The organism is Corynebacterium sp. HMSC062A03 (assembly GCF_001811145.1).
GTDB lineage: Bacteria > Actinomycetota > Actinomycetes > Mycobacteriales > Mycobacteriaceae > Corynebacterium > Corynebacterium aurimucosum.
Window position 1 is genome coordinate 176266 of sequence record NZ_KV803645.1, and the last position, 25949, is coordinate 202214.

The 25949-nt window shown below is 59.0% G+C and carries 23 protein-coding genes; 19 read left to right on the top strand and 4 right to left on the bottom strand.

All coding sequences use genetic code 11. The annotated features are described in order from the left end of the window. Positions 1–58 precede the first annotated feature (58 nt). The 3 genes from tatA (at position 59) to HMPREF2781_RS00840 (ending at position 4413) form a co-directional block, all read left to right on the top strand. Positions 59–322, top strand: coding sequence for a Sec-independent protein translocase subunit TatA (gene tatA, locus HMPREF2781_RS00830; protein WP_070446624.1), 264 nt, complete (start codon positions 59–61; stop codon positions 320–322). A gap of 191 nt (positions 323–513) precedes the next feature. Beyond that, on the top strand, positions 514–1503 hold the full coding sequence (gene tatC / locus HMPREF2781_RS00835; protein ID WP_070643569.1) for a twin-arginine translocase subunit TatC: 990 nt from the start codon (positions 514–516) through the stop codon (positions 1501–1503). A gap of 96 nt (positions 1504–1599) precedes the next feature. Continuing rightward, the gene (locus HMPREF2781_RS00840) at positions 1600–4413 is read left to right on the top strand and encodes a DEAD/DEAH box helicase (RefSeq protein ID WP_070643572.1); all 2814 of its coding nucleotides are present in this window, start codon (positions 1600–1602) and stop codon (positions 4411–4413) included. Positions 4414–4545: 132 nt separating this feature from the next. Here HMPREF2781_RS00840 and HMPREF2781_RS00845 read toward each other — a convergent pair whose 3' ends face one another. Beyond that, a complete protein-coding gene (locus HMPREF2781_RS00845; protein ID WP_246821744.1) occupies positions 4546–5052 on the bottom strand; it encodes a trypsin-like peptidase domain-containing protein in 507 nt (168 codons plus the stop codon). A 45-nt stretch (positions 5053–5097) separates the two neighbouring features. Here HMPREF2781_RS00845 and HMPREF2781_RS00850 point away from each other — a divergent pair, with 45 nt between their 5' ends. Both HMPREF2781_RS00850 and HMPREF2781_RS00855 read left to right on the top strand, forming a co-directional pair. Then, positions 5098–6213 (top strand): M24 family metallopeptidase, encoded by a 1116-nt coding sequence (locus HMPREF2781_RS00850; protein WP_070643575.1) that lies wholly within the window; start codon positions 5098–5100, stop codon positions 6211–6213. Continuing rightward, positions 6213–6986: an SDR family oxidoreductase gene (locus HMPREF2781_RS00855; RefSeq protein ID WP_070643578.1), complete on the top strand. Its 774-nt coding sequence runs from the start codon at positions 6213–6215 to the stop codon at positions 6984–6986. Before HMPREF2781_RS00850 ends, HMPREF2781_RS00855 begins: the two co-directional genes overlap by 1 nt. On the opposite strand, the gene HMPREF2781_RS00860 is transcribed toward HMPREF2781_RS00855, so the two are convergent. Then, entirely contained in the window at positions 6983–7837 is an 855-nt protein-coding gene (locus tag HMPREF2781_RS00860) for a cobalamin biosynthesis protein (RefSeq protein ID WP_070643580.1), read from the bottom strand. The genes HMPREF2781_RS00855 and HMPREF2781_RS00860 overlap by 4 nt on opposite strands. Positions 7838–7907: 70 nt before the next feature. Here HMPREF2781_RS00860 and HMPREF2781_RS00865 point away from each other — a divergent pair, with 70 nt between their 5' ends. The 9 genes from HMPREF2781_RS00865 to musI all read left to right on the top strand — a co-directional run bounded on the left by HMPREF2781_RS00865 (position 7908) and on the right by musI (position 17858). Further along, on the top strand, positions 7908–8489 hold the full coding sequence (locus HMPREF2781_RS00865) for an FxsA family protein (RefSeq protein ID WP_070643583.1): 582 nt from the start codon (positions 7908–7910) through the stop codon (positions 8487–8489). Beyond that, positions 8489–9976, top strand: a complete 1488-nt coding sequence (lnt, locus tag HMPREF2781_RS00870; protein WP_371441024.1) for an apolipoprotein N-acyltransferase — start codon at positions 8489–8491, stop codon at positions 9974–9976. Before HMPREF2781_RS00865 ends, lnt begins: the two co-directional genes overlap by 1 nt. Positions 9977–10004: 28 nt before the next feature. Then, positions 10005–10880 (top strand): polyprenol monophosphomannose synthase, encoded by an 876-nt coding sequence (locus tag HMPREF2781_RS00875; RefSeq protein ID WP_070643588.1) that lies wholly within the window; start codon positions 10005–10007, stop codon positions 10878–10880. 205 nt (positions 10881–11085) lie between these two features. Continuing rightward, on the top strand, positions 11086–12216 hold the full coding sequence (locus tag HMPREF2781_RS00880) for an ABC transporter ATP-binding protein (RefSeq protein ID WP_070643590.1): 1131 nt from the start codon (positions 11086–11088) through the stop codon (positions 12214–12216). A gap of 82 nt (positions 12217–12298) precedes the next feature. Next, positions 12299–13543: a DUF4032 domain-containing protein gene (locus HMPREF2781_RS00885; protein WP_070643593.1), complete on the top strand. Its 1245-nt coding sequence runs from the start codon at positions 12299–12301 to the stop codon at positions 13541–13543. 365 nt (positions 13544–13908) lie between these two features. Further along, complete coding sequence (locus tag HMPREF2781_RS00890) at positions 13909–15240, top strand: ABC transporter substrate-binding protein (RefSeq protein WP_070643595.1); 1332 nt, start codon at positions 13909–13911, stop codon at positions 15238–15240. A 188-nt stretch (positions 15241–15428) separates the two neighbouring features. After that, positions 15429–16274, top strand: a complete 846-nt coding sequence (locus tag HMPREF2781_RS00895) for a carbohydrate ABC transporter permease (RefSeq protein ID WP_070511918.1) — start codon at positions 15429–15431, stop codon at positions 16272–16274. A 3-nt stretch (positions 16275–16277) separates the two neighbouring features. Next, positions 16278–17192, top strand: coding sequence for a carbohydrate ABC transporter permease (locus HMPREF2781_RS00900; RefSeq protein ID WP_070643599.1), 915 nt, complete (start codon positions 16278–16280; stop codon positions 17190–17192). Between the two features lie 24 nt (positions 17193–17216). Beyond that, positions 17217–17858: an ABC transport system MusEFGK2I component MusI gene (gene musI / locus HMPREF2781_RS00905; protein ID WP_070511924.1), complete on the top strand. Its 642-nt coding sequence runs from the start codon at positions 17217–17219 to the stop codon at positions 17856–17858. Between the two features lie 102 nt (positions 17859–17960). Here the strand turns inward: musI and HMPREF2781_RS00910 are convergent, their stop codons facing one another. Further along, positions 17961–18344 (bottom strand): RNA polymerase-binding protein RbpA, encoded by a 384-nt coding sequence (locus HMPREF2781_RS00910; RefSeq protein WP_010186588.1) that lies wholly within the window; start codon positions 18342–18344, stop codon positions 17961–17963. A 135-nt stretch (positions 18345–18479) separates the two neighbouring features. Between HMPREF2781_RS00910 and HMPREF2781_RS00915 the strand changes: the two genes are divergently transcribed. The 4 genes from HMPREF2781_RS00915 to HMPREF2781_RS00925 all read left to right on the top strand — a co-directional run bounded on the left by HMPREF2781_RS00915 (position 18480) and on the right by HMPREF2781_RS00925 (position 21723). After that, positions 18480–18839 (top strand): hypothetical protein, encoded by a 360-nt coding sequence (locus tag HMPREF2781_RS00915; protein ID WP_070643601.1) that lies wholly within the window; start codon positions 18480–18482, stop codon positions 18837–18839. Positions 18840–18842: 3 nt separating this feature from the next. Further along, on the top strand, positions 18843–19544 hold the full coding sequence (locus HMPREF2781_RS00920; RefSeq protein ID WP_070643604.1) for a YceI family protein: 702 nt from the start codon (positions 18843–18845) through the stop codon (positions 19542–19544). A 12-nt stretch (positions 19545–19556) separates the two neighbouring features. After that, the gene (locus HMPREF2781_RS12475) at positions 19557–19721 is read left to right on the top strand and encodes a hypothetical protein (RefSeq protein ID WP_168163667.1); all 165 of its coding nucleotides are present in this window, start codon (positions 19557–19559) and stop codon (positions 19719–19721) included. 631 nt (positions 19722–20352) lie between these two features. After that, on the top strand, positions 20353–21723 hold the full coding sequence (locus HMPREF2781_RS00925) for an MFS transporter (protein WP_070643607.1): 1371 nt from the start codon (positions 20353–20355) through the stop codon (positions 21721–21723). Positions 21724–21930: 207 nt separating this feature from the next. Here HMPREF2781_RS00925 and HMPREF2781_RS00930 read toward each other — a convergent pair whose 3' ends face one another. Beyond that, positions 21931–22908, bottom strand: coding sequence for a bile acid:sodium symporter family protein (locus HMPREF2781_RS00930; protein WP_070643609.1), 978 nt, complete (start codon positions 22906–22908; stop codon positions 21931–21933). A gap of 109 nt (positions 22909–23017) precedes the next feature. Here HMPREF2781_RS00930 and HMPREF2781_RS00935 point away from each other — a divergent pair, with 109 nt between their 5' ends. Beyond that, positions 23018–25939 (top strand): FAD-binding and (Fe-S)-binding domain-containing protein, encoded by a 2922-nt coding sequence (locus HMPREF2781_RS00935; RefSeq protein ID WP_070643611.1) that lies wholly within the window; start codon positions 23018–23020, stop codon positions 25937–25939. Positions 25940–25949: the final 10 nt, after the last annotated feature.

The following is a 25949-nucleotide window of genomic DNA, read 5'->3' on the forward strand; positions in this document are numbered from 1 at the left end:
AGCACTTCGTTGTGTGGAACCGTACGCTTTATCGACCTAGAAAGAAGGGGCACCCTCAATGACCGTGGGACCTTTGGAAATCGGCCTTGTCGTCCTCGTTATCGTGCTGTTGTTCGGCGCAAAGAAGCTGCCAGAGCTAGCTCGCTCTATGGGCCGGTCCATGCGCATCTTCAAGTCTGAAGTAAAAGAAATGAAGGAGGAGAACAACACTCCTGAGCAGCAGGCCCAGATTGCTGCTTCCAAGAAGAATGACGAAGACTTCTGGAATAGCCCGGAAATGCAGCCGCGTGCTTCTAAGCCGGCTGACGGAAACCAGAACTAATAATCTTTTCTCGGCAAGCAGGCCGCGCTCTGAGTTTTTCGGAGCACTAGGGCCTTGCCTGCCGCCGTGGGCTTTTCTGTGGAGGTCTTGCTGTGAGTGCCGCGAGCACACCGTCTAATGCTGGTTCTAACGCGCGGAAACAAAAATGGGGCGCAAAGCTACGCCGCAAGCCCAAGAATCCGACGGGGGAGATGACCCTCGTCCAGCACCTCCAGGAGCTGCGCCGACGCATCGTCATTTCTCTCCTCGCTTTGGTGGTTGGAGCCATCATTGGTTTTATTTGGTACCAAAACGCCCCGTTTGGCACGTCACCGCTGGGCGAAATCCTGCGCGGTCCTTATTGTTCGCTTCCTGAGGAAAAGCGTGTTTCTTTCACCTCCGATGGTGAGTGCCGCCTGCTTGCTACCAGCCCGTTCGAAATGCTGTTATTGCGCCTCAAGGTCGGTGCGTTGGCTGGCGCCGTATTGTCCTCACCGGTCTGGCTCTACCAAATCTGGGCCTTCATCGTGCCTGGCCTCCACAAGAACGAACGCCGCTTTACCTTCTTGTTTGTCTCGACAGCGGTTCTGCTTTTCGTCCTCGGCGCGGTTCTTGCCTACGTCATCCTTTCCGTGGGCTTGGAATTCCTCATGGGAATGGGCTCCGAATACCAGACTGCGGCACTGACGGGTGAGCGATACTTCTACTTCTTGCTAGCGTTGCTCCTGATTTTCGGCGTGAGCTTTGAGATCCCATTACTCGTGGTCTGCCTCAACCTGATTGGTGTATTGGAGTATGACCACGTTAAGGACAAGCGCCGCATCATCATTGTCGCCATCATGATTTTCGCGGCGGTTGTCACACCGGGCCAAGAGCCCTTCTCAATGTTGGTCTTGGCCGGTGCCCTCGTAATCCTTGTCGAGATAGCCTTCCAATTCTGCCGCATCAACGACAAGCGCCAGAAGCGCGAGCGCCCAGACTGGATGGACTTGGATGATGAAACTGCCTCGTCCTTGGGTGAAGGCCCGGGTGCCATAGGCGCACCGACGCCGGTGTCTGCATCCACAAGCGTTTCCGCTTCTTCGCGGCCAGTATCTTCGAGGCCTGTATCCCCGGCTTCGACCGGTGAAGCTCGGGTGTCGAAGCCTCAACCAACGAACACGCAGCCCCCGCAGAGCGGCTTTTTCGACGACGTTCTGTAGGCTTGTCGGCCTTCTTAGGGAACTTGTTCACGTTCCCGCTTGACACCAGGGACCGGCGTATTAGCAGGCGGTGTCTGACAGGTACCCTGGGGACTTATGACACTGACGCATCTGGACGAGTTCACCCAAGCACTTCCGTACTCACTGGATGATTTCCAAATCCAAGGATGCCAAGCCGTCGAAGCCGGCCACGGCGTTCTGGTCTGCGCGCCCACCGGCGCGGGTAAAACCGTGGTGGGTGAGTTCGCCGTGTCCTTGGCACTGCGCCAAGGGACCCGCTGTTTCTACACCACACCCATCAAGGCGCTGAGTAACCAGAAATACCACGACCTGGTTGACGCACACGGTGAGGATGCGGTCGGCCTGCTGACCGGTGATGTCTCCATCAACTCCTCCGCGGACATCCTCGTGATGACCACTGAGGTCCTGCGCAACATGATTTATGCGGGTTCCGGCGCACTGGACCGCTTGACCCACGTGGTGATGGATGAGATCCACTTCTTGGCCGACGCCTCACGCGGCGCAGTATGGGAAGAAGTCATCCTCAACCTTGAGGAGCACGTCTCCATCATTGGTCTATCCGCAACGGTATCCAACTCCGAGGAATTCGGCCGGTGGCTGACCACCGTGCGTGGTGATACCAAGGTCATCGTCACCGAAAAGCGCCCCGTACCACTGGACCAGTGGATGATGGTCGGCCGCAAAATCTATCCGCTCTTTGAACCCGAGTCAGGCGGTCAAGTAAACACTGAGCTAGAACGGCGTATCCATCGACTGGAAGCTGGTGATAGCGATACGGGACGCGCAGACTATGCCCAGAACCGTGCGAGCTTCCGTGCTCGCGCCCGGCACAAAGGCGGCGGGCGCAACGATCGGCGCAGGGATTCACGCAGTGGTGCGCCCCGCGTGCAAGACCGTTACCGTCCGCTTGGCAGGCCGGAGGTGCTCAAAGAGCTGCTGGCCATGGAGATGCTGCCCGCGATTACCTTCACTTTTTCCCGCGCAGGCTGCGATGGCGCGTTGTATCAGTGTTTGCGCTCCCGCATGGTGTTGACCTCCCCGGAGGAGGCCACCGAAATTAAGGCCATTGTCGATAAAGGCGTGGAAGGCATCCCGGAAGAGGACCTCAAGGTCCTTGATTTCAAACGTTGGCGCGAAGCACTCTCACGCGGCTTCGCCGCTCACCACGCGGGCATGCTGCCGGCCTTTCGGCACATCGTGGAGGAGCTCTTCGTGAAAGGCCTAGTTCGGGCAGTCTTCGCCACCGAAACCCTTGCCCTAGGCATCAATATGCCGGCGCGCACCGTGGTGCTGGAGAAGCTAGTGAAGTTCAACGGCGAGGCACACGTGGACCTCACTCCCGGCCAGTACACGCAGCTCACCGGTCGAGCAGGCAGGCGTGGCATCGATATCCTGGGCAATGCCGTCGTGCAGTGGGCACCAGCTATGGATCCCACCGCGGTGGCTGGTCTTGCTTCGACACGTACATATCCGCTCATTTCTACTTTCGAACCTGGCTACAACATGGCCATTAACCTGCTGGGCATGCTCGGCTTTGATGACTCGCTGCGCCTGTTAGAAAAGTCTTTCGCCCAGTTCCAGGCGGATGGATCCGTTGTGGAGGAAACCCGCGAGATTGAGCGTGCCGAGCACCGCGTCCGCGAGCTTCGCACGCAGTTGGATGAGGCCGTGGATAATTTGGCTCCGCCGGTCACCGATGGCGAGGACCCAGCTGAGATCCTCATGGACTACATGCGGCTGCGCCGCGCACTAACTGAGGAGGAAAAGTCAGCACGGGCCTCCAAGAAGGAGGAGCGGCACAAGGAGGTCGCAGCGGTCCTTGCCCGGCTGCAGGTCGGTGAGGTCATCGCTATCGCCACGAAGAAGCGCCCAACGCTGGCCGTCGTCATTACCCCGGCAAACCAGACTGCTGATCCGCGCCCCTGGGTTACCACAGAGACGGGGTGGTCTGGTCGCATCGATTCGGCCGGTATTGATAATCCGCCAATCGTCGTCGGCCACATGAAGCTACCGCGCGCAGCACAAAAGAATCCGCGCCGTCATACCCGGTATGTGCAGGATGCCTTTAAGCGTGACTACTACAAGCGGCCGAAGAAGATGCGCACCGAGCCGCGCAATCGCCCCAACAAGAAGATCGCGCAGTTGCGCGATGCCCTCCGCGAACATCCGGTGCACCATTGGCCGGCGACCGACCGCGAGCAATTGGCCGGTGTGGCACAAAAGCTGGCGCGCCGCGAGAGAGAACTGGCGCGACTAGAGGCCAAGGTAGAGCGCGCCACAGATACGCTTGGCCGCACGTTTGAGCGCATCGTGGACCTGTTGGCAGAGATGGACTACGTGGAGTTCGAAGGCTATGGCGAGAACCGCGAACCGGTCATCACGGACGAAGGCGAGCGCTTGGCCAAGATCCATTCCGAATCCGACCTCCTGGTTGCACAATGCCTCAAGCGCGGTATCTGGAACGAGCTTGACCCGGCGGAGCTCGCTGGTGTGGCTTCGCTCTGTGTCTTCGAAAACCGCAAGGCCACCCGCGGCGAACCTGGCGCAGCAACCGACGAGATGGCGGACGCCATGAACGCAACCTGGCGCATCTACGGAGAGCTTGTTGCTGATGAGAAGCGCCATAACCTGCCGCAGACCCGTGAACCGGAACCTGCCTTTGCGCTCGCCATCCACCAGTGGACCGCGGGCGCCCCCTTGGCTTATTGCATGGCCGCGGCAAATGAATCCGGCGCGGAACTCACCCCCGGTGACTTTGTCCGCTGGTGTCGACAGGTCATCGACCTGCTCCAGCAGGTGGCCAAGACCGGCTACGAGGACGAGATTCGCCGAAATGCCCGGCGCGCCATTGACGCGATCCAGCGCGGCGTCGTCGCCATCGGCGCCTAGGCCTAGCGCCTAGTTTTCGGAGCCACCGCGAAGCAGTGCCGTGGCTGCCGCCGCGAGTGCTTGGCGGTGGGGCGCAACGAGTGCCACAGTGGCGAGCTTGAGGTTGCGCCCCAGCGGGTTAAGTATGAGGGCTTACGTACCGATGACGGCGTCATCGACTACAGCTGGACCGCCCGAGTCACCTTTGACTGCCGGAATCGTGTTGAAAACAAATCCGGCGGGGGAGACAGTGGTGCGGAAGTCAATGGACCAGGTGCGGAAGAAGGGAAGGAGAAAAAGCCCACTGCGTTGCTGGGCACGGCGAGCTTTTCCGCCGTATCCCCAGGTGGTGACTGGGGCGCGGAATGGTGGGGTGCTTTTTGCAAGCCCAGGAAGGTCCCGGGGAGGGGCCGGCCGGTCTAGCAAGCACAGCGCCATGTCGGTCCCGTCAATCGTGCGCACGGCGGCCACGCGCCGCTTGAACCCGCCACTCACCTTGTAGTGTTCCCCTCTGTCAAGGCCGCTGCGGAAAAAGTGCGCGCAGGTCAGAACCAACCGGGTTGCCTGCTGGGTGCGGGGGCCTAAGGACGCATCGATGAGCACTCCCGAGCAATAGCTTGAGCGATTACGGATCTTGACGGCAGCGCGATGGGAATTCACGCCTCCCAGCTTAACCGGACGAAGGCGGGCGGTAGGCTAACTGTCATGACTGATTATGCGTCCCGACTGAGCCGCTCCCGCACTATCGCCGCTGCTAAGGGCATCGACATCCTGTTAGTGGGGACAGGTGCCGAATTCGCGTACCTCACCGGTTCGTGGGTTTCCTCCCACGAGCGCCTGACCTGCTTGGTTATCCGCCCCGATGCCGAACCGGTAATCGTCGCCCCCAACACCGACATTGAGTCGCTTCAGGGCGTTGCAGCCCACCTAGTGGGATGGAGCGATGGGAAGGATCCCTATGCGCTGGCTTTGGAAGGCGTGCGCCCCAATACCGTTGCCTTGGGCTCCTCGCTGACCGCCGATCACGTATTGCGTTTCCAGTCCGCAATTCGAAGCCAGCTAGATCCGTCCTCGCCGGATGTAGCGCACGTGGAATACCTTCTAGCTACTGAGGCACTGGCTGAGCTCTTTAGTCGCAAAGACCCAGACGAGGTGGCGGAGCTACGCGCTGCCGCGGCGGCTATCGATGCCGTGCACGCCGAGGTCCCGCGTCTCTTAGAACCGGGACGCACTGAGGCCGAGGTAGCGTCTGATTTGCGGGAACTCATTTTGCGCGAGCACCGAGAGGTGGACTTCATCATTGTTGGTTCCGGCCCAAACGGGGCGAACCCGCACTACGACTATGGGGACAGAGAACTTGGCGCGGGCGATCCCGTGGTGGTGGATATCGGAGGGACGCTGCCGTCCGGTTATCACTCTGACTGCACCCGCACCTATGTGGTGGGGGCAGCCCCCTCTGCGGCACCCGCCGATTTCCAGGAGGCCTACGCGGTGTTGGAAAAGGCCCAGGCTGCCGGACGAGCTGCCGCACGCCCGGGCACAACCGCTCAGGAGATAGACCGTGCCACGCGCAGTGTGGTTGAAGCAGCCGGTTGGGGTGAGTATTTCACGCACCGCACTGGGCACGGCATTGGCTTGTCCACGCACGAGGAGCCCTTCATCATGGAGGGAAATGAGCTGGAGCTTTCCCAGTCCATGGCCTTTTCTATTGAGCCGGGTATCTACGTGCCGGGTAAGTGGGGCATGCGTCTGGAAGACATCGTGGTGACCACTGAATCCGGGTGTGAGTCCCTGAACCAGGCACCGCGGGGGTTACGCTAATGAGACGCACTGGTGCGCTGTTGATTCTTGGCGGGCGCAGCGATATCGGCGGCGAGCTTGCGCGTCGGCTGTGCGCAGGCCGCCCAGTGGTACTTGCCGCACGGGGTGAGCACGGTATGGAGGAACTCACCACAGAGATTCTCCGCAGAGGGGCGGTTTCCGTGCACACGCTATCTTTCGACGCTGCGGATGTCTCCTCCCACCGCGCGGTCATCGAACAAGCCTCAGCACTCGCGGGTGAGGGCATCACAACAGCAGTCGTCGCCTTCGGAATCCTGGGTGATCAGGAACGCGCCGAGCACGACGAGGCCCACGCCTTCGACATAGCACTGGTGGACTATGCAGCACAGGTATCCATGCTCACCGTGCTCGCTGATGTCATGACCACGGGCCACATCGTGGCCTTTTCGTCCATTGCCGGCTGGCGTGCGCGCAGAGCCAACTATGTCTATGGCTCGACCAAGGCAGGCCTGGATGCTTTCTGCCAGGGTTTGGCGGATCGGCTGCAGGGCAGCGACCTAGCCCTGATCACCGCGCGCCCCGGGTTCGTCATCGGATCCATGACTGAGGGGATGAAACCCGCGCCCTTGTCGGTGACCCCAGACGTCGTGGCACAAGCTGTGGTGAAGGCCATCGAGTCCTCGTCGGGTACCGGGTCCCCGTCGGATTCACGGCCGGTCTCCCGCACGCTATGGATCCCTCGGAGGCTTCAGGTGTTGGCTTGGATCATGAAGCTGGTCCCACGGCCAATCTGGCGGCACATGCCGCGCTAGTGATGCCCGAGGGCGGGAGAGTTGAGGGCGGGAGAGTTAGCGTCAAAGATGAAGCCGCGCGGGGCAAGGACTCGCAAGACGACGTCAGCATCGCCTTCGGGCAAATCGTGGATGACCAAACCCCGCCACGGCGTTACTGAAATCGAAGCGCCCAGCTGGGCGATGAGTCCTGCGTACTCCCCAGGCAGCACGCCATCCTGCAGGCCCGCACCCAGATCGACGCGGCCGGGCTCAGTGTGTTCGGTCAGCCAGCCGATGGGCAAGGTCGGCGCGGCAAAGGCAGCACGCGTCGGTGAGGGGAAGCCATCGATGGCTTCAGGGCGCTGAGCAGATAGCTCGAGCACGTAGTCGACGAGCTGAGAAATCGCATCGTCTAGTTCTAGGACCGGACCGGTAACCGCCCCCTCTCGGATGAGGCGCGCGGAGCTGGCGTCCTCGTCTTCTCCAGTGCTAGCACCGGATAGTTGGAGCCCAGCCGCCACACCGTGTGAGAGGAGATCGCCCGCGCCACCATCGATACCGAAGAGTGCATCCTGGTCGAGAGCGGCGGAGGCTCCTTCGGCTGCAGCCAGGGCATCAGCAACGTGCTGCGCCACACGGCGTGCATGAACGGAGAGGGGAGAGGCCAGCACGTGGGCGGCGGTGGTGGGCAGGGGGACATCGCCAAGCACCTGCTCATCACGGATGCCGCGCAGGCTGATGACGCTGTGCTGCTCTAGGTACACAAAGCCGTCGCCGTGTTCCCTGGCGGCCTGGCCTAGGACAAGCCACTGCTCGGGGGTGACAACACCACCGGCGGGATGGAAGCGCAAGGTATCGGATTCGGAATGCTTCGACTCGGGAAGGGACATGGTGGGTCAGTCTAATCGCTCCGGGAGAGTCACCAGCGAACCGGCAGGTCCAGCAAGTATGGTGGGCTGCATGCCGTTTCTTCTGTTCATCGCGTACATCCTCCTCGAAACCCTGGCGTTTTGGGCAGTTGCCGAGTGGATTGGTGTGCTGTGGGCACTACTAGCCTTGGCGCTGACCATGCTCTTCGGTATGACGATAGCCAGCTGGGAAGTTCGCCGCATGATGGTCAGCCGCATCCGCCAGACCGAAGACGGAGTCTATGTAATGGAGGATCCCACTCCAGGTAAAACAGCCGGCAACGTCGGCCTGACTATGGTGGGCGGAATTTTGCTTTCACTGCCCGGCTTCGTCTCCACGATCATCGGGGTTCTGCTCATTTTTGCGCCAACGCGTTCCATCATCCGCACGCTTCTTGCTGCGTCGATGTTCCGGAAAATCGAAGACATGGGCGTGCGCGTTTACGAGGCCTCACCCATGGCGCAGCACCGCGACTCCTATGGATCCTTTGGAAGCTTCGGCGCGGGCGCTGCCGGCAGCGCCATGGGAAGCAGGGGGCAAGCGGACCAAACGCACGAAGTCCTCGATGAAGATGAAATCCGCACATGGACCCAACACGTCAAGCCCGAGGACTTTGAGGACGGAAATAAATAGTGCTCTCTGTGTGTGCCCGGCTTGTCCTCGCAGCTCTTTCGGGCGCGGTCACGTATCTATCGGTGGAGCCGCGCGGCTGGTGGGCTGCGGGAATCATTGGGGCGGCCATGTTAGTGGCTGCGTTATCGCCTTGGCGAAAGCCTCTGCATTTAGGGTGGGCGGCGCTCATCGCTGTGGTCCATAGCGCTGTCTTGTATCTATTCACTCTGCCGTGGATTGGTGAGCTCGTAGGCAACATGCCCTATATTGCTCTCGCTATCTTCCTGTCCCTGTACAGCATCCTCCTCGGTATCGGCGGGGCAGCGTTGCTGCGCTTGAATTATGGCTACGCACTTTTTCCCTTCTTCTATGTTGCGGTAGAAATGCTGCGCTCCTCCGTGCCCTTTGGAGGGTTTGCCTGGGTACGTCTGGCGTGGGGACAGATTGAAGGGCCGCTTGCCAACCTTGCCCCATGGGGTGGGCCTGCGCTCATTAGCTTTGCGGTCGTCTGCGTCGCCGCGGGAGTGGTGGGCCTTGCGCGCGCACCACGGTTGGCCTGTGCCTTCCTGGCGGTGCCGCTTCTTGCAGGGCTCATCGCAGCGCAAGGCGTGAATCGACCTAACCACACCACAGGCACGGTCACGGTAGCCGCCGTCCAGGGAAACGTCCCGCGGCTGGGCCTTGACTTTGCAGCGCAACGCCGCGCAGTGTTGGATAACCACGTCCGCGTCACTGAGCAGGCAGCCCAGGATGGCGCTGAGCCAGACATCGTCATTTGGCCTGAGAACTCCTCCGACATCAATCCTTTTGCCAACGAGGACGCACGGGCGCTTATCGACGGCGCCGCCCACGACATCGCCGCCCCCATCTTGGTCGGAACTCTCACCCGAGACAAAGTCGGCGCGCGCAATACTATGCAGGTATTCAACCCGGATGGCTCGGTGGGGCAACACCACTACAAGAAGTACTTGCAGCCCTTTGGCGAGACGATGCCGATGCGCGAATTCTTTAGGAAGATCACTGATCTGGTAGACCTAGCGGGCGATATGAAGCCCGGTGACGGGTCAGGCGTGGTGACCATGGCCGGGACTGCAGTGGGCGTTGCTACGTGCTACGAGGTCAGCTTTGACCAGGCGTTCCGAACGGCCATCGATAACGGCGCACAGATTCTCACGACGCCGACAAATAACGCCACGTTCAGTGATTCTGACATGACCTACCAGCAGCTGGCCATGAGCCGCCTGCGCGCGATAGAAGCGGACCGAGCCGTGGTTGTGGCCGCCACATCTGGAGTCTCAGCCATCGTGCACCCCGATGGTTCAGTGAGCCAAGACAGCGGTATCTTTGAACCGGCTTATCTCGAAGAGGAACTTCCGCTGCGAGAAGGGCGTACATTTGCGGTGCGTTATGGTTCGCTCCTGCAGTGGCTCATGACTATTATTGGAACGGTCTGCGCGCTGTTTGCGATCTATTCCACCCGCTTGTCCGGACGACGCAGCGCGTCTTAAAGCAGAAACCTAAAGGAGCAAGGAACTAGTGAGCTCGACCCACGAATCTACTCTGGTCATCATCCCCACCTACAACGAGATTGAGAACCTGCCGCTGATCACCGGCCGCGTGCGCAAGGCCACTCCCGAGGTTCACATCCTGATCGTGGACGATAATTCCCCGGATGGCACCGGAGAGGCCGCAGACAAGCTGGCCGCTGAGGATTCTCACCTGCACGTTCTACACCGTGAAGGCAAGGGTGGCCTTCTTGGCGCTTATATCGCCGGCTTCGAGTGGGGACTGGAGAAGGATTACCAGGTTCTGTGCGAAATGGACGCCGACGGCTCCCACGCGCCGGAGCAGCTCCACCTCTTGCTTGAGGAAATCGAGAAGGGCGCAGATCTGGTCATTGGCTCTCGCTACGTACCGGGCGGAGAGACAGTGAACTGGCCTGCCAACCGCGAGCTGCTTTCCCGCTTGGGCAACAAGTACATTTCGGTTGCCCTGGGTGCCGGAATCAATGACATGACTGCTGGCTACCGTGCTTTCCGGCGTGAGCTGCTTGAACACCTCGACTTTGAAGAGCTCTCCAACGCCGGATACATCTTCCAGGTGGACGTTGCCTTCCGCGCCATCAAGGATGGCTTCGATGTCCGCGAGGTTCCGATCACCTTTACCGAGCGCGAGCTTGGCGAATCCAAGCTGGACGGCTCCTTTGTCAAGGATTCCCTGCTCGAAGTAACCAAGTGGGGCGTGGCTCACCGCTCCGAGCAGATCAGCGATTTCACCTCGGAGGTTTCGAAGATCGGCTCCCGCACGGTCAAGGACCTGGAGCTTGGCCCGAAGGTCAACACGGCAAAGAATGCCGTGGCCGACTTTGTTTCCGAAGTCTCCAACCTGGTGAAAGGCACCCTCAAGCGTTAATTTGATGCTCATGGCGCCTCATACACGCGCGTAAGGAATAAGAACCAGCCCGGAAGCCCGTTATGGTTTCCGGGCTTTTGCCGTAGTTACCAGTGCTAGTGCTAATGTCATAAGTAGCACTGTAGCTGGTGCACAGTGATTTACTTCACTGTTTCTCACACTACGGATCGTTCGGCACGTACCTGTCGATGGAGGAGATTTTGCTATGGCAACCGTAACGTTCAAAGATGCATCCCTGACCTACCCGGGAGCAAAGGAACCCACCGTCAAGAAATTCAACCTGGAAATCGCTGATGGCGAGTTCCTCGTCCTCGTCGGTCCTTCCGGCTGTGGTAAATCCACCACACTGCGCATGCTGGCCGGTTTGGAAAACGTTACTGACGGTGCCATTTACATCGGAGACAAGGACGTCACCCACGTTGCACCGCGTGACCGTGACATCGCCATGGTTTTCCAAAACTATGCTCTCTACCCACACATGACCGTGCGCGAGAACATGGGCTTCGCACTGAAGATCGCCGGCAAGTCCCAAGACGAGATCAATAAGCGCGTCGACGAAGCAGCCGCTACCTTGGGCCTGACCGAATTCTTGGAGCGCAAGCCGAAGGCCCTGTCCGGTGGTCAGCGCCAGCGTGTGGCCATGGGCCGCGCCATTGTTCGTAACCCGCAGGTCTTCCTCATGGATGAGCCGCTTTCTAACCTCGATGCCAAGCTGCGTGTTCAGACGCGTACCCAGATTGCAGCCCTGCAGCGCAAGCTTGGAGTTACCACCGTCTACGTCACCCACGACCAGACGGAGGCCTTGACCATGGGTGACCGTATCGCGGTGCTGAAGGATGGCTACCTGCAGCAGGTTGGCGCGCCCCGCGAGCTTTATGACCGCCCCGCCAACGTCTTCGTCGCGGGCTTCATCGGCTCCCCAGCCATGAACTTGGGCACCTTCTCAGTCAAGGATGGCGACGCCACCTCTGGCCACGCTCGCATCGAGCTTTCCCCGGAAACCCTTGCCGCGATGACGCCCGAGGATAATGACCGCATCACCATCGGTTTCCGCCCGGAAGCACTGGAGATCATTCCGGAGGGCGAGTCCACAGATCTTTCCATCCCGATCAAGCTCGACTTCGTGGAGGAACTTGGTTCTGATTCCTTCCTCTACGGCAAGTTGGTGGGCGAGGGCGACCTTGGTTCCTCAAGCGAGGACGTCCCCGAGTCCGGCCAAATCGTCGTCCGCGCTGCGCCGAACACCGCGCCGGCCCCGGGCAGCATTTTCCACGCGCGCATCGTGGAGGGTGGCCAGCACAACTTCTCGGCGTCGACCGGCAAGCGCCTTCCTTAAGCCCCCGTGCCGGCTGCCCCGCGGCACGTAATGAATAGGACAGTTTCAGCCATAGTCAGCAGAAAAGGTGGAGTGATTCACCATGAAAGAGTCCATGAGCATCACCTCGTCGACGTACGCGTCGGCACTGCTGACGCTGCCCTGGGACACACCCTTAGAGCAGTGGCCCGATGCTCTCATCGCCGCATTGCCCAGGGGTATTTCCCGGCATATCGTGCGGTTCGTGGGGATCAACCGTGGCATCGTCGCGGTCAAAGAAATTGGTGCGCGTACCGCCCACCACGAGTACAAGATGCTGCGTGAACTGCAGCGCCTTGGCGCCCCTAGCGTGCGCCCCGTAGCCGTGATCACCGGCCGCCATCCGGCAGAGGAAGACTACGGGGAACTCACCGCAGCTTTGGTAACCGAGCACTTGGAGTTCTCCCTGCCCTATCGCGAGATCTTCTCTCGGCACCTCACGGTCGTGGAAGCGGAGAAGCTCATCCGCGCCCTGTCCGTGCTGTTGGTGCGGATGCATCTGCTCAACTTCTACTGGGGCGATGTGTCACTGTCCAACACTCTCTTTCGGCGCGATGCTGAGACCTATTCCGCCTATCTTGTCGATGCCGAGACGGGCGAGTTCCAACCCAACCTCTCCGAATCACGCAGGCTTTACGACGTCGACATTGCCCGCGTCAACATCATCGGCGAACTCATGGACCTACAGGCGGGTGAATGCTTGGATAGGTCTATCGATGTCATTGCACTAGGCAGCCTTGTCGAGAGTTCCTATCTTGAGCTGTGGACAGAACTCACCGCTGAGGAGGCCGTGGACGCCAGTGAGTACTGGCGCGTCTCCGAGAGAATCGACCGCCTCAACCAACTGGGCTTTGATGTAGGGGAGCTCAAGGTAACCAAGGACGATTCTCGGCAGGTGGTGCGAATCCGGCCCGTAGTGGTGGATCCGGGTCACTATCGTGCAGAGCTGTTGAGCTTAACTGGACTCAGCGTCGAAGAGCATCAAGCCCAACGCCTTCTGGGCTCCATCCAGGCCTACCAGGCCGTGGAATGTGGGCCTCACGTCGGCCTTACCCAGGCCGCGCACTTGTGGATGACGCATGAGTATGAGCCGACTATCGCTGCCGTGCCCGAAGAGATGCTAGACAAGCTTGAGCCGGCACAAATCTTCCACGAGATAGTCGATCACCGTTGGTTCCTCGCCCAGGAAAGGGGAGAGGCCGTCACGCTCGCGGAGGCCACGGCATCCTATCTGGCGTCTGTACTACCAGCCCGCCGTGCTGAGGCCCGGCTCCTCAACACGCCCCCGGCAGACGAAGACTTGTCATAACCTCTCGCGTGTCCCAACAACGCCCGCAATCTCAAATCCAACCAGACTTTTTCAACTGCTTTTTATATGTTTTTGTAAGTTTTAAGCCCGATTGCCCCATAAATGGGGAGGGTTTCCATGCCCGAATATGGATATGGTCACAATCGGGTGTTTTATGTCCGAATTCTTTTGAATATGTGGACTACCTCACTAAGATGGAGGGCAGGCTAACCAGTTCATAGTCGGACTGCGATCCGCTATGAAGCACTTGGTGGCGCTGGGAAGAAGCCTTCGTTACGGGAGGTCTCCCAGACACAACCGAATACGAGCCGGGTATCTATCCTCGGCCCACCATCCCGCTTTTCATCAAGAAAGATGAGGACCTCATGAAGCGTCTTACTCGCATCGCATCCATCAGCATGGCATCCATGCTCGCCGCCGCAAGTCTCGTCGCGTGCTCAGGCTCCACCGACGAGGAAGGCGATGTTTACTTCCTGAACTTCAAGCCTGAACAGGACGCGGCATACCAGGAAATCGCAAAGGCCTACACTGAAGAAACCGGTGTCAAGGTCAAGGTCGTTACCGCCGCCTCCGGCTCTTATGAGCAGACCCTCAAGGCGGAAATCGGTAAGGATGAAGCCCCGACTCTCTTCCAGGTCAACGGACCTGCTGGCTTCATCACCTGGCAAGACTACATGGCGGATATGTCGGACACTGAGGTAGCTAAGCAGCTCACCGACGACATCCCACCGCTAACCACCGAGGACGGAGAGGTACGCGGCGTCCCGTTCGCCGTCGAAGGCTTCGGCATCATCTACAACGACGAGATCTTCGACAAGTACATCGCCACCTCCGGCGCGAAGATCAAGTCCACGGATGAAATCAAGAGCTACCAAAAGCTCAAGGAAGTCGCCGAGGATATGCAGGCAAAGAAGGACGAGCTCGGTATCGAGGGCGCCTTCGCCTCCACCTCACTGACCTCCGGTGAAGACTGGCGTTGGCAGACCCACTTGGCTAACGCTCCGATCTGGAAGGAGTACCAGGACAAGAACGTCGAGGACACCAACGATATCGAGTTCTCCTACAACAAGGAGTACAAGAATCTCTTCGACCTCTACCTTGATAACTCCACCGTAGAAAAGTCTCTTGCACCTTCTAAGACGGTGTCTGATTCCATGGCTGAGTTTGCGCAGGGTAAGGCCGCCATGGTTCAGAACGGTAACTGGGCATGGTCCCAGATTTCCGAGACCTCTGGCAACGTGGTCAAGGAAGACAAGATCAAGTTCTTGCCCATGTACATGGGTCTGCCAGACGAAGAAAAGTACGGCATCAACGTCGGCACCGAGAACTACTTGGGCGTGAACTCTGAGGCCTCTGAGGTCGACCAGCAAGCCACTAAGGACTTCGTGGATTGGCTGTTTACCTCTGATGCTGGCAAGGAGCACGTGGTGAAGGACCTGGGCTTCATCGCACCGTTCGAAAGCTACACCGCTGAAGACACCCCGAATGATCCCCTTGCTGAGCAGGTCGCGGAAGCTATCGCTAACGAGGATCTGACCACCTACCCGTGGAATTTCCAGTACTTCCCGTCGCAGCAATTCAAGGATGACTTCGGCCAGGCCTTGTCACAATACGCCTCCGGAACGCTGAAGTGGGAGGACGTCGTCAAGCAGTTCAAGGACAACTGGGCTGCTGAGAAGGAATCCAACTGGGGCTAAATCTTTAAAGTCCCAATCCCCTCGCCAAACGTCTTCCGGCAATGGAGGGCGGGGAGGGGAGTAGGTGGGGATTGTGGCCCACGCCGGTAGCACGTGCGCGACTGGTTCTCCGCATCCTCAGCCTCCTCTCCTCACCGCCTTCCCGCTAGGACACGTGTGGCACCACCAGAAATTAAGGTTTCACCACCATGCAAGCAACGCTGAAGAAGTACTTCCCGGTCTTTGTCTTGCCCACCCTTCTGGCATTCATGATTGCCTTCTTGGTGCCGTTCATCGTGGGTTTCTTCCTTTCCTTTACGAAGTTCACCACCATCACCAACGCCAAGTGGGTTGGCATCGACAACTACGCCAAAGCTTTCTCCCAACGCGAAGGTTTTGTTTCAGCCTTCGGTTTCACTGTCCTCGTGGTCATTGTCTCCGTGATCACCGTCAATGTCTTCGCCTTCCTCCTGGCGTGGATGCTGACCCGCAAACTTCGCGGTACCAATTTTTTCCGCACAGTCTTCTTCATGCCGAACCTCATCGGCGGCATCGTGCTGGGGTATACCTGGCAGACCATGATCAACGCCGTGCTCTCGCACTATTCCACAACGATTAGTGCGGACTGGAAGTTTGGCTACGCCGGCCTCATCATGCTGCTTAACTGGCAGCTGATCGGCTACATGATGATCATTTATATCGCCGGCCTCCAGAACGTCCCGCCCGAGCTCATCGAGGCTGCCGAGCTCGACGGTGTCAATAAGTGGGAGATGCTGCGCCACGTCACTATTCCGATGGTCATGCCGTCGATTACCATCTGCCTCTTCCTGACTTTGTCGAACTCCTTCAAGCTCTTCGACCAGAACTTGGCGCTGACCAATGGCGCTCCTGGCGGGCAAACTGAGATGGTGGCGCTCAACATCGTCAACACGCTCTTTAACCGTATGAATGTCGAGGGGGTCGGCCAGGCCAAGGCTGTCATCTTCGTCGTCGTTGTGGTCGTCATCGCTTACTTCCAGCTGCGCGCGACCCGCTCCAAGGAAATCGAGGCTTAAGTTATGACTACCAGCACTTCAGCGCAGGCCGTTCCGGCCTCGAAGAAGAAGGATCACCAGCTTCCCTCGGATAATAAGACTCGGATGTCTGGCGGCGCCAAGTTCGTGGTCTACGCCATTCTGGTGTTCTTCACCATCGTCTTCCTTGGGCCGATCCTCTTCATCTTCATCAACTCCTTTAAGTCCAAGTTCGCTATCTCCTCCGATCCTTTCTCGCTTCCCATCGGTGAAACGTGGGTCGGCTTCGAGAACTTCATGGTGGGCTTGACCAAGCAGGGATTCTTGGAAGCGACCTTGTGGTCCTTCATCATCACGATCCTGTCCGTCATCGTCATCGTGTTCTTCTCCGCGATGACCGCCTACTACATCACGCGCGTCAAGACGTGGTGGACAAACCTTCTGTACTACCTCTTCGTGGTCTCCATGATCATCCCCTTTCAGATGGTCATGTTCCCGACGGTCAAGATTGCAGACATGCTTCACCTCAACAACCCGATCGGTATCGTGGTGCTTTACCTCGGTTTCGGTTCCGGTCTGTCGGTGTTCATGTTTGCGGGCTTCGTCAAGTCCATCCCTCTGGATGTCGAGGAAGCCGCGATGATCGACGGTTGTGGGCCGATCCAAAACTACTTCCGTGTGGTGTGGCCCATGCTCAAGCCGACTGCCATTACCGTGGCCATTCTCAACGCCATGTGGGTGTGGAACGACTACTTGCTGCCGTACTTGGTCATCGGTCTGTCCACGCGATACAAGACCATCCCGGTGGTCATCCAGTCCTTCGTTGGCTCCAACGGTAACCGCGATATGGGTGCCATGATGGCCATGCTGGTACTGGCCATCATCCCCATCGTCATCTTCTACTTCTCCACGCAGAAGCACATCATCGAAGGTGTGGCTGCCGGTGCCGTGAAGGGTTAAACCGGTGCGATAGGTTAGAAAACCATGAATCGCATGCTCGGCCCCGAATCGAAGTTCTATGCTGCTCTGAGCCTCTTCGCTGACCTAGTCATCGTGAATGTTCTCTTGGTGATCACGTGCTTTCCCGTGTTCACCGGGGGAATGTCCTTGCGCACCGCCCATGCGGTGACCGGGCAGATGGTCCGGGAGGAAGGTTCTCGCCGCGGCTCAGCCTTCGTTCGGGGCCTTCTGACGCGTCCCGGGGTCAACACCGCATGGTGGTTGATTTGCCTCGCCGTCGCCGCCTTAGCCGCGTATGAATTCGCCATTATTGCCAAGGCAGATCTGGGTTCAATGGGCCTGATACTGCGTGCAGCCTTGATCTCGGGGCTTATCGTATTGGGCTGTGTCAGCGTATGGTTCTTCCATCTCGATGCACCGGGGCTCGGATTCCGTCAAAGAAGCACACAGGCCATAATGAAGGCGGTAGGGCACCTACCGCGTACTCTATTGGCAGTATTGCCTGGCATAGTGCTTGTTCTGTATCCCGTCTTTTTCCCAGCGCAGTGGGGAGGCTACCTGTTCTTCCTCGCGGTGCTGGGCCCAGCTCTCGCGGTCTATCTCGCCGAGCTAGTGCTGCAATGGCCCGAACTCAATTCGCAATCACCCGATAGCTCTTCTTCCTAACGCGGTGCGCGCCAGCTGGCCTAAAGCCGAAAATAGGGTAGCGGTATCCACGTCATCGTGGATCCGCTACCCTGTGGTCTTTGTGGGCTTCCTAGAAGTCCTCTAAGCTTCGCCTTCTTCCTGCGCCTTCTGTTCCTTGAGCAGACGGGCGGCCGCGCGGCGACGAGAACGAAGATTCTCAATGCGCTCGGTCAAAAGTTCATCCAACTCCTCAATGGAGCGGCGCTCGCGCAGCATGTCCCAGTGGGTCCGCGGCGGCTTCACGGGCTTGGACTCTACGCCTTCGCCTTCAACCAGGGTGCCGAGTTTTCCGTTCTTACACATCCACTCCTCGGGGATCTCCGCATCGTCAGCGAAGGGCACCTCATAGATGTCGCCGTCTTCGGTGCGGTACTTCACCATTTGGCGTGGGGCCAAGTCGTGGTCGCGGTCGGTTTCGTAACTCACTGCGCCCATGCGGCTGCCACGGAGTACGCGATCTGCCATGCAACATCATCCTTTTCACGTGTTGAGGTAGGGAAGTGATCAGGGTCGACCCATATCACCCAGAGAACAATCATTATAACGAACGGCCCACTGCCTTTGTTCCCACCCTCGGTTTAATGGGCTAAGGTGTGTGAGGTGATTGGTACACAGGATCCGCAGCCCGGAAAGCCAACAAGGCGCGGCTCGGCTACCTGCCAGTGGTGCGGCAAAGAGATCGCCCAGGGCGGCCGAGGAAGGCCTCGCAAGTTTTGCTCGCCCTCGTGCAAGCAACGCGCGTACGAACAGCGCCATAACGTCGCAGGGACGCCTATTCCAGCCAACGCTGTCATCTTGACTCCGGAGAAGGCCGACCGACTTCGTGACGGCCTCTTCGAGCTTCGATGCTGTGCCGAGGACGTCGCCACGGCGGCGTCGGAAAGCGCCAGCGCTGAAGAAATGGAAGAACTGTGTGCCGAACTGGTCACATTGGCTCGCAAGCTTGAGGAATTGAGATAGCACATGAAATCTGTACTAGGCAACCGCAAACTGATTGTCAGCATCTTCGTGATCCTGATTGTGGCCTCAACGGCACTGGCCCTTGGACCGCTAGCGTTCTCTTTGATCATGGGCCGTGGCGTCCAGACCGAGCCGATCAACGCGGATAAGGTCCAAGCCGCAACAACGGACATCGACGGCGAATGGCAGGTGGCGCAAGGTTCGGCACATAACCACACCTCAGCAGGGTTTACTATCGACGAAATCCTCCCGGCAGATAAGCGCACGACGTCTGGTTCCACCAAGCACGTCACCGGGCAGGCTACCATTCAGCACGGCATCGTCGAGAAGGCGCGCATCGCCGTGGACATGTCCTCCTTGACCACGGATAAAAAGGTGCGCGACCAAAACATGAAGACGAAGCTCTTTGAGGTCTCTAAGTATCCAGAATCCACCTTTACGTTGACCGAGCCGGCTGATGTCTCCGCCGTGCCCGACGACGGCTCACTGGTTACCATCCCACTCACAGGTGACCTCACCATCCACGGTCAAACCAAGAGCGTGACGCAGGACTTCCAGGTGGTCCGCGATGGTGACACCATCATCCTGGGCGGCGATATTCCGGTTAACCGTCTCGACTACGGAATTGAGACTCCAGAGATGATCGCCGCACGAATCTCGGAAACCGGCGAGATCAATGTCCGCGTAACTTTTGAGAAGAAATAGCTACGGTTCCTTATGAAATCTCGCCATCTCATTCCAGTCCTGTGGATCCGGCTCGTCGTGCTCGCAGGCTTCAGCATCTTCATTTGGACCCAAGACATGAAGCTCCTCGCTGCCTTCTCAGTGCTACTCGTAGTCCTTACGGCGGTACAGCTGGTGATCGCCTACCGTCAGCGCTAAAACTCGCACTCGGTACAGCCACAGAGGAACATAGGCCAATTACGTAACTGTGACTATATTTGGGCGATAAGGGGACTCGGCCGCACGGCAAACAGGGGATGCAAATTGGGAACGTCACGAGCCGTCAGCGGTTAACCCCGTACGCGTACAGTGCATTGCTTGAGGCCAATAAAGAGCACGCAAATGGACTGCCCGGAAACTGACAAAAGCAGGAAGCCGCGCATCAGCAGAAAAGTGTCATGCCACAACAACAGCGCAATATAGGAACAGTAAGCATTCCAGAAACTGCAAGGCGGACGTCTCGACACCTAAGCACCGAACGGCGGCAAGATGGGGACAGCACACCCGTCACAGCGCCACAACAATCCACGGCCACCGACACCTCACGGTCAAGGCCTGCACTGGACCCGGCCAGGTTTAGCTAAAAGACCACGCTTGGCCCACTACTTTAACTATTGTCCGATAATGTACATTATGTCAGATAATCGACGTGCCCACTTCCCGCCCAATACAAAAACTTACCCAAGAAAAATTTGTCACCCATTGAGACTTTTATTTCATTGCGTGGAACGGTAGTGTTTCCCTCACAACCAATCGACCTATCGAAATAATCAAGGAGGGCGCCTCTCACATGACCGCCGTCAGCACAACACCGCCAAACGCAGCGGCCCCAGCACAGCAGCTCACCAAACGCGACCGTGTGCGTGTGGCCGTGGCTTCAACTATTGGCACGACCATCGAGTTCTATGATTTCTACATTTATGCCACGGCAGCCGTAGCCGTCTTTCCTTTCCTCTTCTTCCCGAAGACTGAGGATCCGACCGTTGCCCTGCTGCAGTCCTTTGCAACCTTCGGCCTTGCCTTTATCGCTCGACCACTGGGCTCACTGCTCTTTGGGCACTTCGGCGATCGCATCGGCCGCAAAGCCACGCTCGTTGGCGCACTCCTGACGATGGGCATTGCCACCTTTATCATTGGTATCCTGCCTACCTACCAAACCGCAGGCATTATCGCGCCGGCCCTGCTGGCCCTGATGCGCTTCTGCCAAGGTTTGGGCCTGGGCGGCGAATGGTCCGGTGCAGCTTTGCTGGCCTCCGAGACCGCGAAGGAAGGTAAACGAGCTTTTGCCGCCATGTGGCCGCAGTTTGGCGCACCCTTCGGCTTCCTACTGGCCAATGGCTTCTTCCTGACGCTCGTAGCCACCATGGATTACTCGCGCGGCGATACCACCGGCACCTTCATGGAATGGGGCTGGCGCCTGCCCTTCCTCGCCTCTGCTGTGATGGTGCTCATCGGTCTCTACGTCCGCTTGCGCCTGGAAGAAACACCGGTTTTCCAGCAGGCCGTTGATGAAGGCAAGAAGGTCAAGACCCCTATGGTGGAGGCTTTCCGCACAGCATGGAAGCCGATGATCATTGGTACCTTCGTGATGGTCTCTTGCTACACCCTATTCTACCTGGTCACCACCTGGATCCTTTCCTACGGTATTGGCGATAAGACCAAGGAGCTGGGTTTGGGCATCCCCTACCTGGAGTTCCTGGAGATCCAACTGATCTCTATCTTCATGTTCATCATCGGCATTCCGGTGTCCTCCATGCTCTCGGACAAGTACGGACGCAAGCCGATCTTGACCATAACCTCGGTTATCATGATTGCCTTCGGCTTCAGCTTCCCATACTTCTTGGGCATTGCGCACGCTGACCGCAACTCCGTCCTTGGGTTCCTGGTCGTTGGCATGTTCATCATGGGCCTCATCTTCGGCCCTATGTCCGCCGTTCTCCCAGAGCTCTTCCCCACCAACGTGCGCTACACCGGCTCCGGTATCGCCTACAACGTGTCCTCTATCCTCGGCGCCGCCGTGGCCCCGTTCATCGCAACGTGGCTCGTAAGCACATACAACGTGAGCTACGTGGGCTATTACCTGGTTATCGTTTGCTTCATCTCCCTCATCGCCATCCTCATGATGCAGGAGCTAAAGGATCAGGACCTGTCCCAGGTTTAGGTCTTTAAATACAAACATCTCCCCGACTCTTTCTGGTGTGAAGCACCAAGGTCGGGGAGATTTTTATTGCGGCGTTGCGGGCTCTACTCACGTCACGCTTCACCTGACACCGCCTGCGGGCGCCATTCATGGGTGGTTGTGCCCCGCTGCTGCCAAAAGTGCCAACCACCTATCACGAGCTCTTCATCTACTCAGCCTGCCTAAAACCTACGCAGTAACAGCAGCTTCAGCAGCCTTCGCATCTTCCTCGATGGGTTTACGGCGCACGATGGCGGAGAAGAGCGCACCAGTAATATTTGCCCACACCGCGGCGACCACACCCGGAATCGCCGCCTCCGGAGTGAAGAACTGCAGCGCCAATGCCGAGGCCAGACCGGAGTTCTGGGTCGCCACTTCAATTGCCGTGGTGCGTGCCGCTGCCTCGCGCTGGCGAGCAATTTTCGCCAGATAGTAGCCGAAAAGAAATCCGATGAGATTCTGGATAGCCACGCCCACGAATACCACGAGCCCCACGGTCACGAGCTTGTCCTGGGACTTTGACACCACCGCCATGACCACGCCGCCGATGCCAGCGATGGCCACCCACGGCAAGGCCGGCAGAACCTTGTCCACAGCTTTAGTAGCTATCACGCGCAGCAACAGGCCCAGGCCCACCGGAATGAGGACGGTCTGGACCAGCGACCACACCATGCCGGCACCGTCAACCTCTGCGGTTTGTCCCGCCAACCACAGCATGAGCACCGGCGTCATGATCGGCGAGACGAGGGTTGACACCGAAGTCATCGCCACCGACAGCGCCACGTCCCCCTTAGCCAGGTAGGCCATCACATTGGAGGCAGTACCGCCGGGCACAGAGCCAAGGAGGATGAGGCCGACAGTGGCGGCGTCGGAAAGCCCGAGCATTTTCGCCACGAGCACAGCACTCGTCGGCATGATGGCAAATTGACAAATAACGCCCAAGAAGATGGGCAGCGGGCGCTTCGCCACTAGGGCCAGGTCCGGAATAGTCAGGGTAAGGCCCATGGAAAACATGATGACCATGAGCAACTGCGAAGTGTACTGCCCCACCGGTTCAAAGGTACTGGGACTCACAAAGGCGACAATGGCGCAGGCAATAATAACGATGGGAAAGATGTAGACGGCGAGTTTCTCGCCGGTCTCCCCCTCTGTACGCGGGTTCGTCATGGTGTTTCCTTTCCAGAGTATGTCTCACTAGATGAATTGAGTATCCCATATGATGAACCTCACGTACCCGTTTTGGTCCAGATTTACTGTCACGCGATAGATTAGAAATATGTCCAAGCTTTTAAGCCCCGATTCCTCTCTTTTCTCCCGCCCAGCCGGCACCACGAGCCAGGCCGACGCGGTTTCTGCACGCTACAAGAACGGCTCCCCCGCCGAGCTGGTGGCGGACATGGAAGCCATCGTTGGTCACGAGAACGTGCACGGACGTCTCAGCGACCTCGTGCGCTTCTCCTCTGATGCCGGCCCTTACCGCTCCATCCCGAACATCGTGGTCTCCCCGCGCAACGCCACGGACCTCGCTGCGCTGATGAAGTACTGCGATACTCACGATCGCCACATGACCTTCCGTGCAGCAGGAACGTCGCTGAACGGCCAGGCCATGGGCGATGACATCCTCGTCGATGTCAAAACCCACTTCGGCGGCATGGAGGTACGCGAAGAAGGCCGCAAGCTGTGGTCCCGCCCCGGCGTCATCTTGGGCGATGCCCAGGCGGTACTCTCCCGCCACGGCTTCATGCTGGGGCCGGACCCGGGATCCACGTCCGTGTGCACCATCGGTGGCGTGCTGGCCGATAACTCCGGCGGCATGCGCTGCTCTTTAGAGCGCGATAGCTACCACAGCATTGAAGAGCTCATCTTCGTCCTGCCTTCGGGCACCATCGTGGATACTTCGCGCGGTGATGAGGTCTTCCGCAAGCAGGAGCCGAAGCTCCACGCCGATCTACTGGCCTTCCGCGACAAGCTGCGCGCTAATACCGAGATGGTGGACTTCCTGCGCACCAAGTTCTCCATCCGCAACACCAATGGCCTTCGTATCGACGCCTTCCTCGACGAGGATGAGCCCGTGCACATCCTCAAGCGCCTGCTCATCGGTTCCGAGGGCATCTTCGGCGCTATCACGGAATCCGTCATCCGCACGGTGAAGCTACCGCGTGTGAAGGCCACGACGTGGGTCGAGCTGCCCAACCTGCGTGATGCCGCAAACTACGTGCACCCCATCATGGAAACCGGCGCGGAAGCCTGCGAACTCCTGGTCGCCCCGGTCATGCGCCGCTCGGCCGAACACTATGCGCATGCGCCGGAATCCTGGCGCAACCTTGATGATGATGCCGCGGCACTCCTCGTCGAGGTGGGCGGCAGCGACGAGGCAGATTTGGACAAGGCCATGGATCGCCTACGCACCGTGCTTGCCGACGCCCCACTACTCCGCCCCCTCGAATTCCTCACCACCGCGGAAGGTATGCGCGGTGCGTGGGAACTGCGCAACGGCCTCTATGGCCTGCTGGGCGCAGACCGCCCGAACGGCACGGCGTACATCACCGAGGATGTCTGCTTCCCGCCCTCTCAGGTTGGCGAAGCCGCAGCAGACCTGTTGGACTTGCAGGCCAAGTATGGCTACCCGGAATCCGTCATGGGGCACGCTGCTTTTGGCAACCTGCACTTCTTCTTCACCCCGCGTTTTGATGTCGAGGAAGAGCGCGAGTCCTATGCCGCGTTCTTGGATGATCTGGCCGAGCTGGTCATTGATAAGTACCAGGGCTCAATGAAGGCCGAGCACGGCACCGGCGTAAACATGGCTCCCTTCCTGGAGCACGAGTGGGGCACAGAGGCCTTCGAGCTGTTCTGGGAAGTTAAGAACATGATCGATCCCAAGGGCATCCTGGCGCCGAACGTGAAGCTTACACGCGACCAAACCATCCACCTGCGCAACTTCAAGTCCTTCCCGAAGGTCGAGAATGAAATCAACCCGTGTGTGGAGTGCGGCTTCTGCGAGCCTGTCTGCCCCTCGCGCCACGCCACGGTGACCCCACGCCAGCGCATCGTGCTGCGCCGCGAGATGGCCCGGCAGCAAGAAGGCTCGGAGGTGCTGGCGCAGCTGCAGAAGGAGTACCAGTACGACGCAGTCGACATGTGCGCCGCAGACGGCACCTGTTCTATCCCCTGCCCGATTAGCATCGATACAGGTGCGGTCATGAAGCAGCTGCGCGCGCAACAGGCTACCCCGGCCCGCGAGAAGGTGGCACTGACGACGGCGCAGCGCTGGGAACTGGTGGAAAAGCTTGCCCGCGCTGGCATCATCTCCGCCAACAAGATTCCCCACAAGCCCCTCGAGCTGGGCGCCAACATGGCTCGCAACGTGGTAGCTCCCGACTTGCTGCCCACCGTCCCGGGGCCGCTTCCGAAGGCCGCATCGCGTCTGCCGGAAACCCCGCGCGAGGGCGCTGGCGCACTCTACTTCCCTGCCTGCACCAACCGCATCTTCGGCCGCCCAGCCGGCGCGGCCAAGGATTCAGTCGACCTCCCGCGCGCGATCGTGGAACTAGGACGCCGCGCTGGCCAGCCAGTGTGGATTCCGGAGGACGTCGCGGGCGATTGCTGTGGTACACCGTGGTCGTCCAAGGGCTACAAGGAAGGATTTGAGTACCAGGCTCAAAAGATCGTGCGCGACCTCTGGCATTGGTCGGAGCACGGCCAGCTGCCCATCGTGGTCGATGCTGCCAGCTGCACCCACGGGTTGCTAGATTCCGTTCCTGAGGTGCTCTCCCCTGCTGACCGCAAGCTTTGGGAGGATCTGCGCATCCTCGATGTCGTGGAATGGCTGCGCGATGAAATCGCCCCACACCTGCCCATCGTGAAAAACATGGGCAGCATCGCCGTACACCCAACCTGCTCGACTGACCACATGGGCATGAGCCAAGCGCTCGTTGACCTGGCAAACCTCTGCGGCTCTGCCAAAGTCCCGGAGGGCGCGATGTGCTGTGGCTCCGCCGGTGACCGTGTCATGCTGCACCCGGAGCTCGTCGAGTCCGCCACACGCGAGGAGCGCGTTTCTCTCGACACGGAACACTTCGACGCCTTCGTCTCCGATAACCGCACCTGCGAGATGGGCCTGGAGATGATCTCCGGACGGACCTATGAATCAATCGCAGTGCTGTTGGAACGGGCCTCCCGTCCGGTCGTCACGCCCTAGAAGAGGTGAC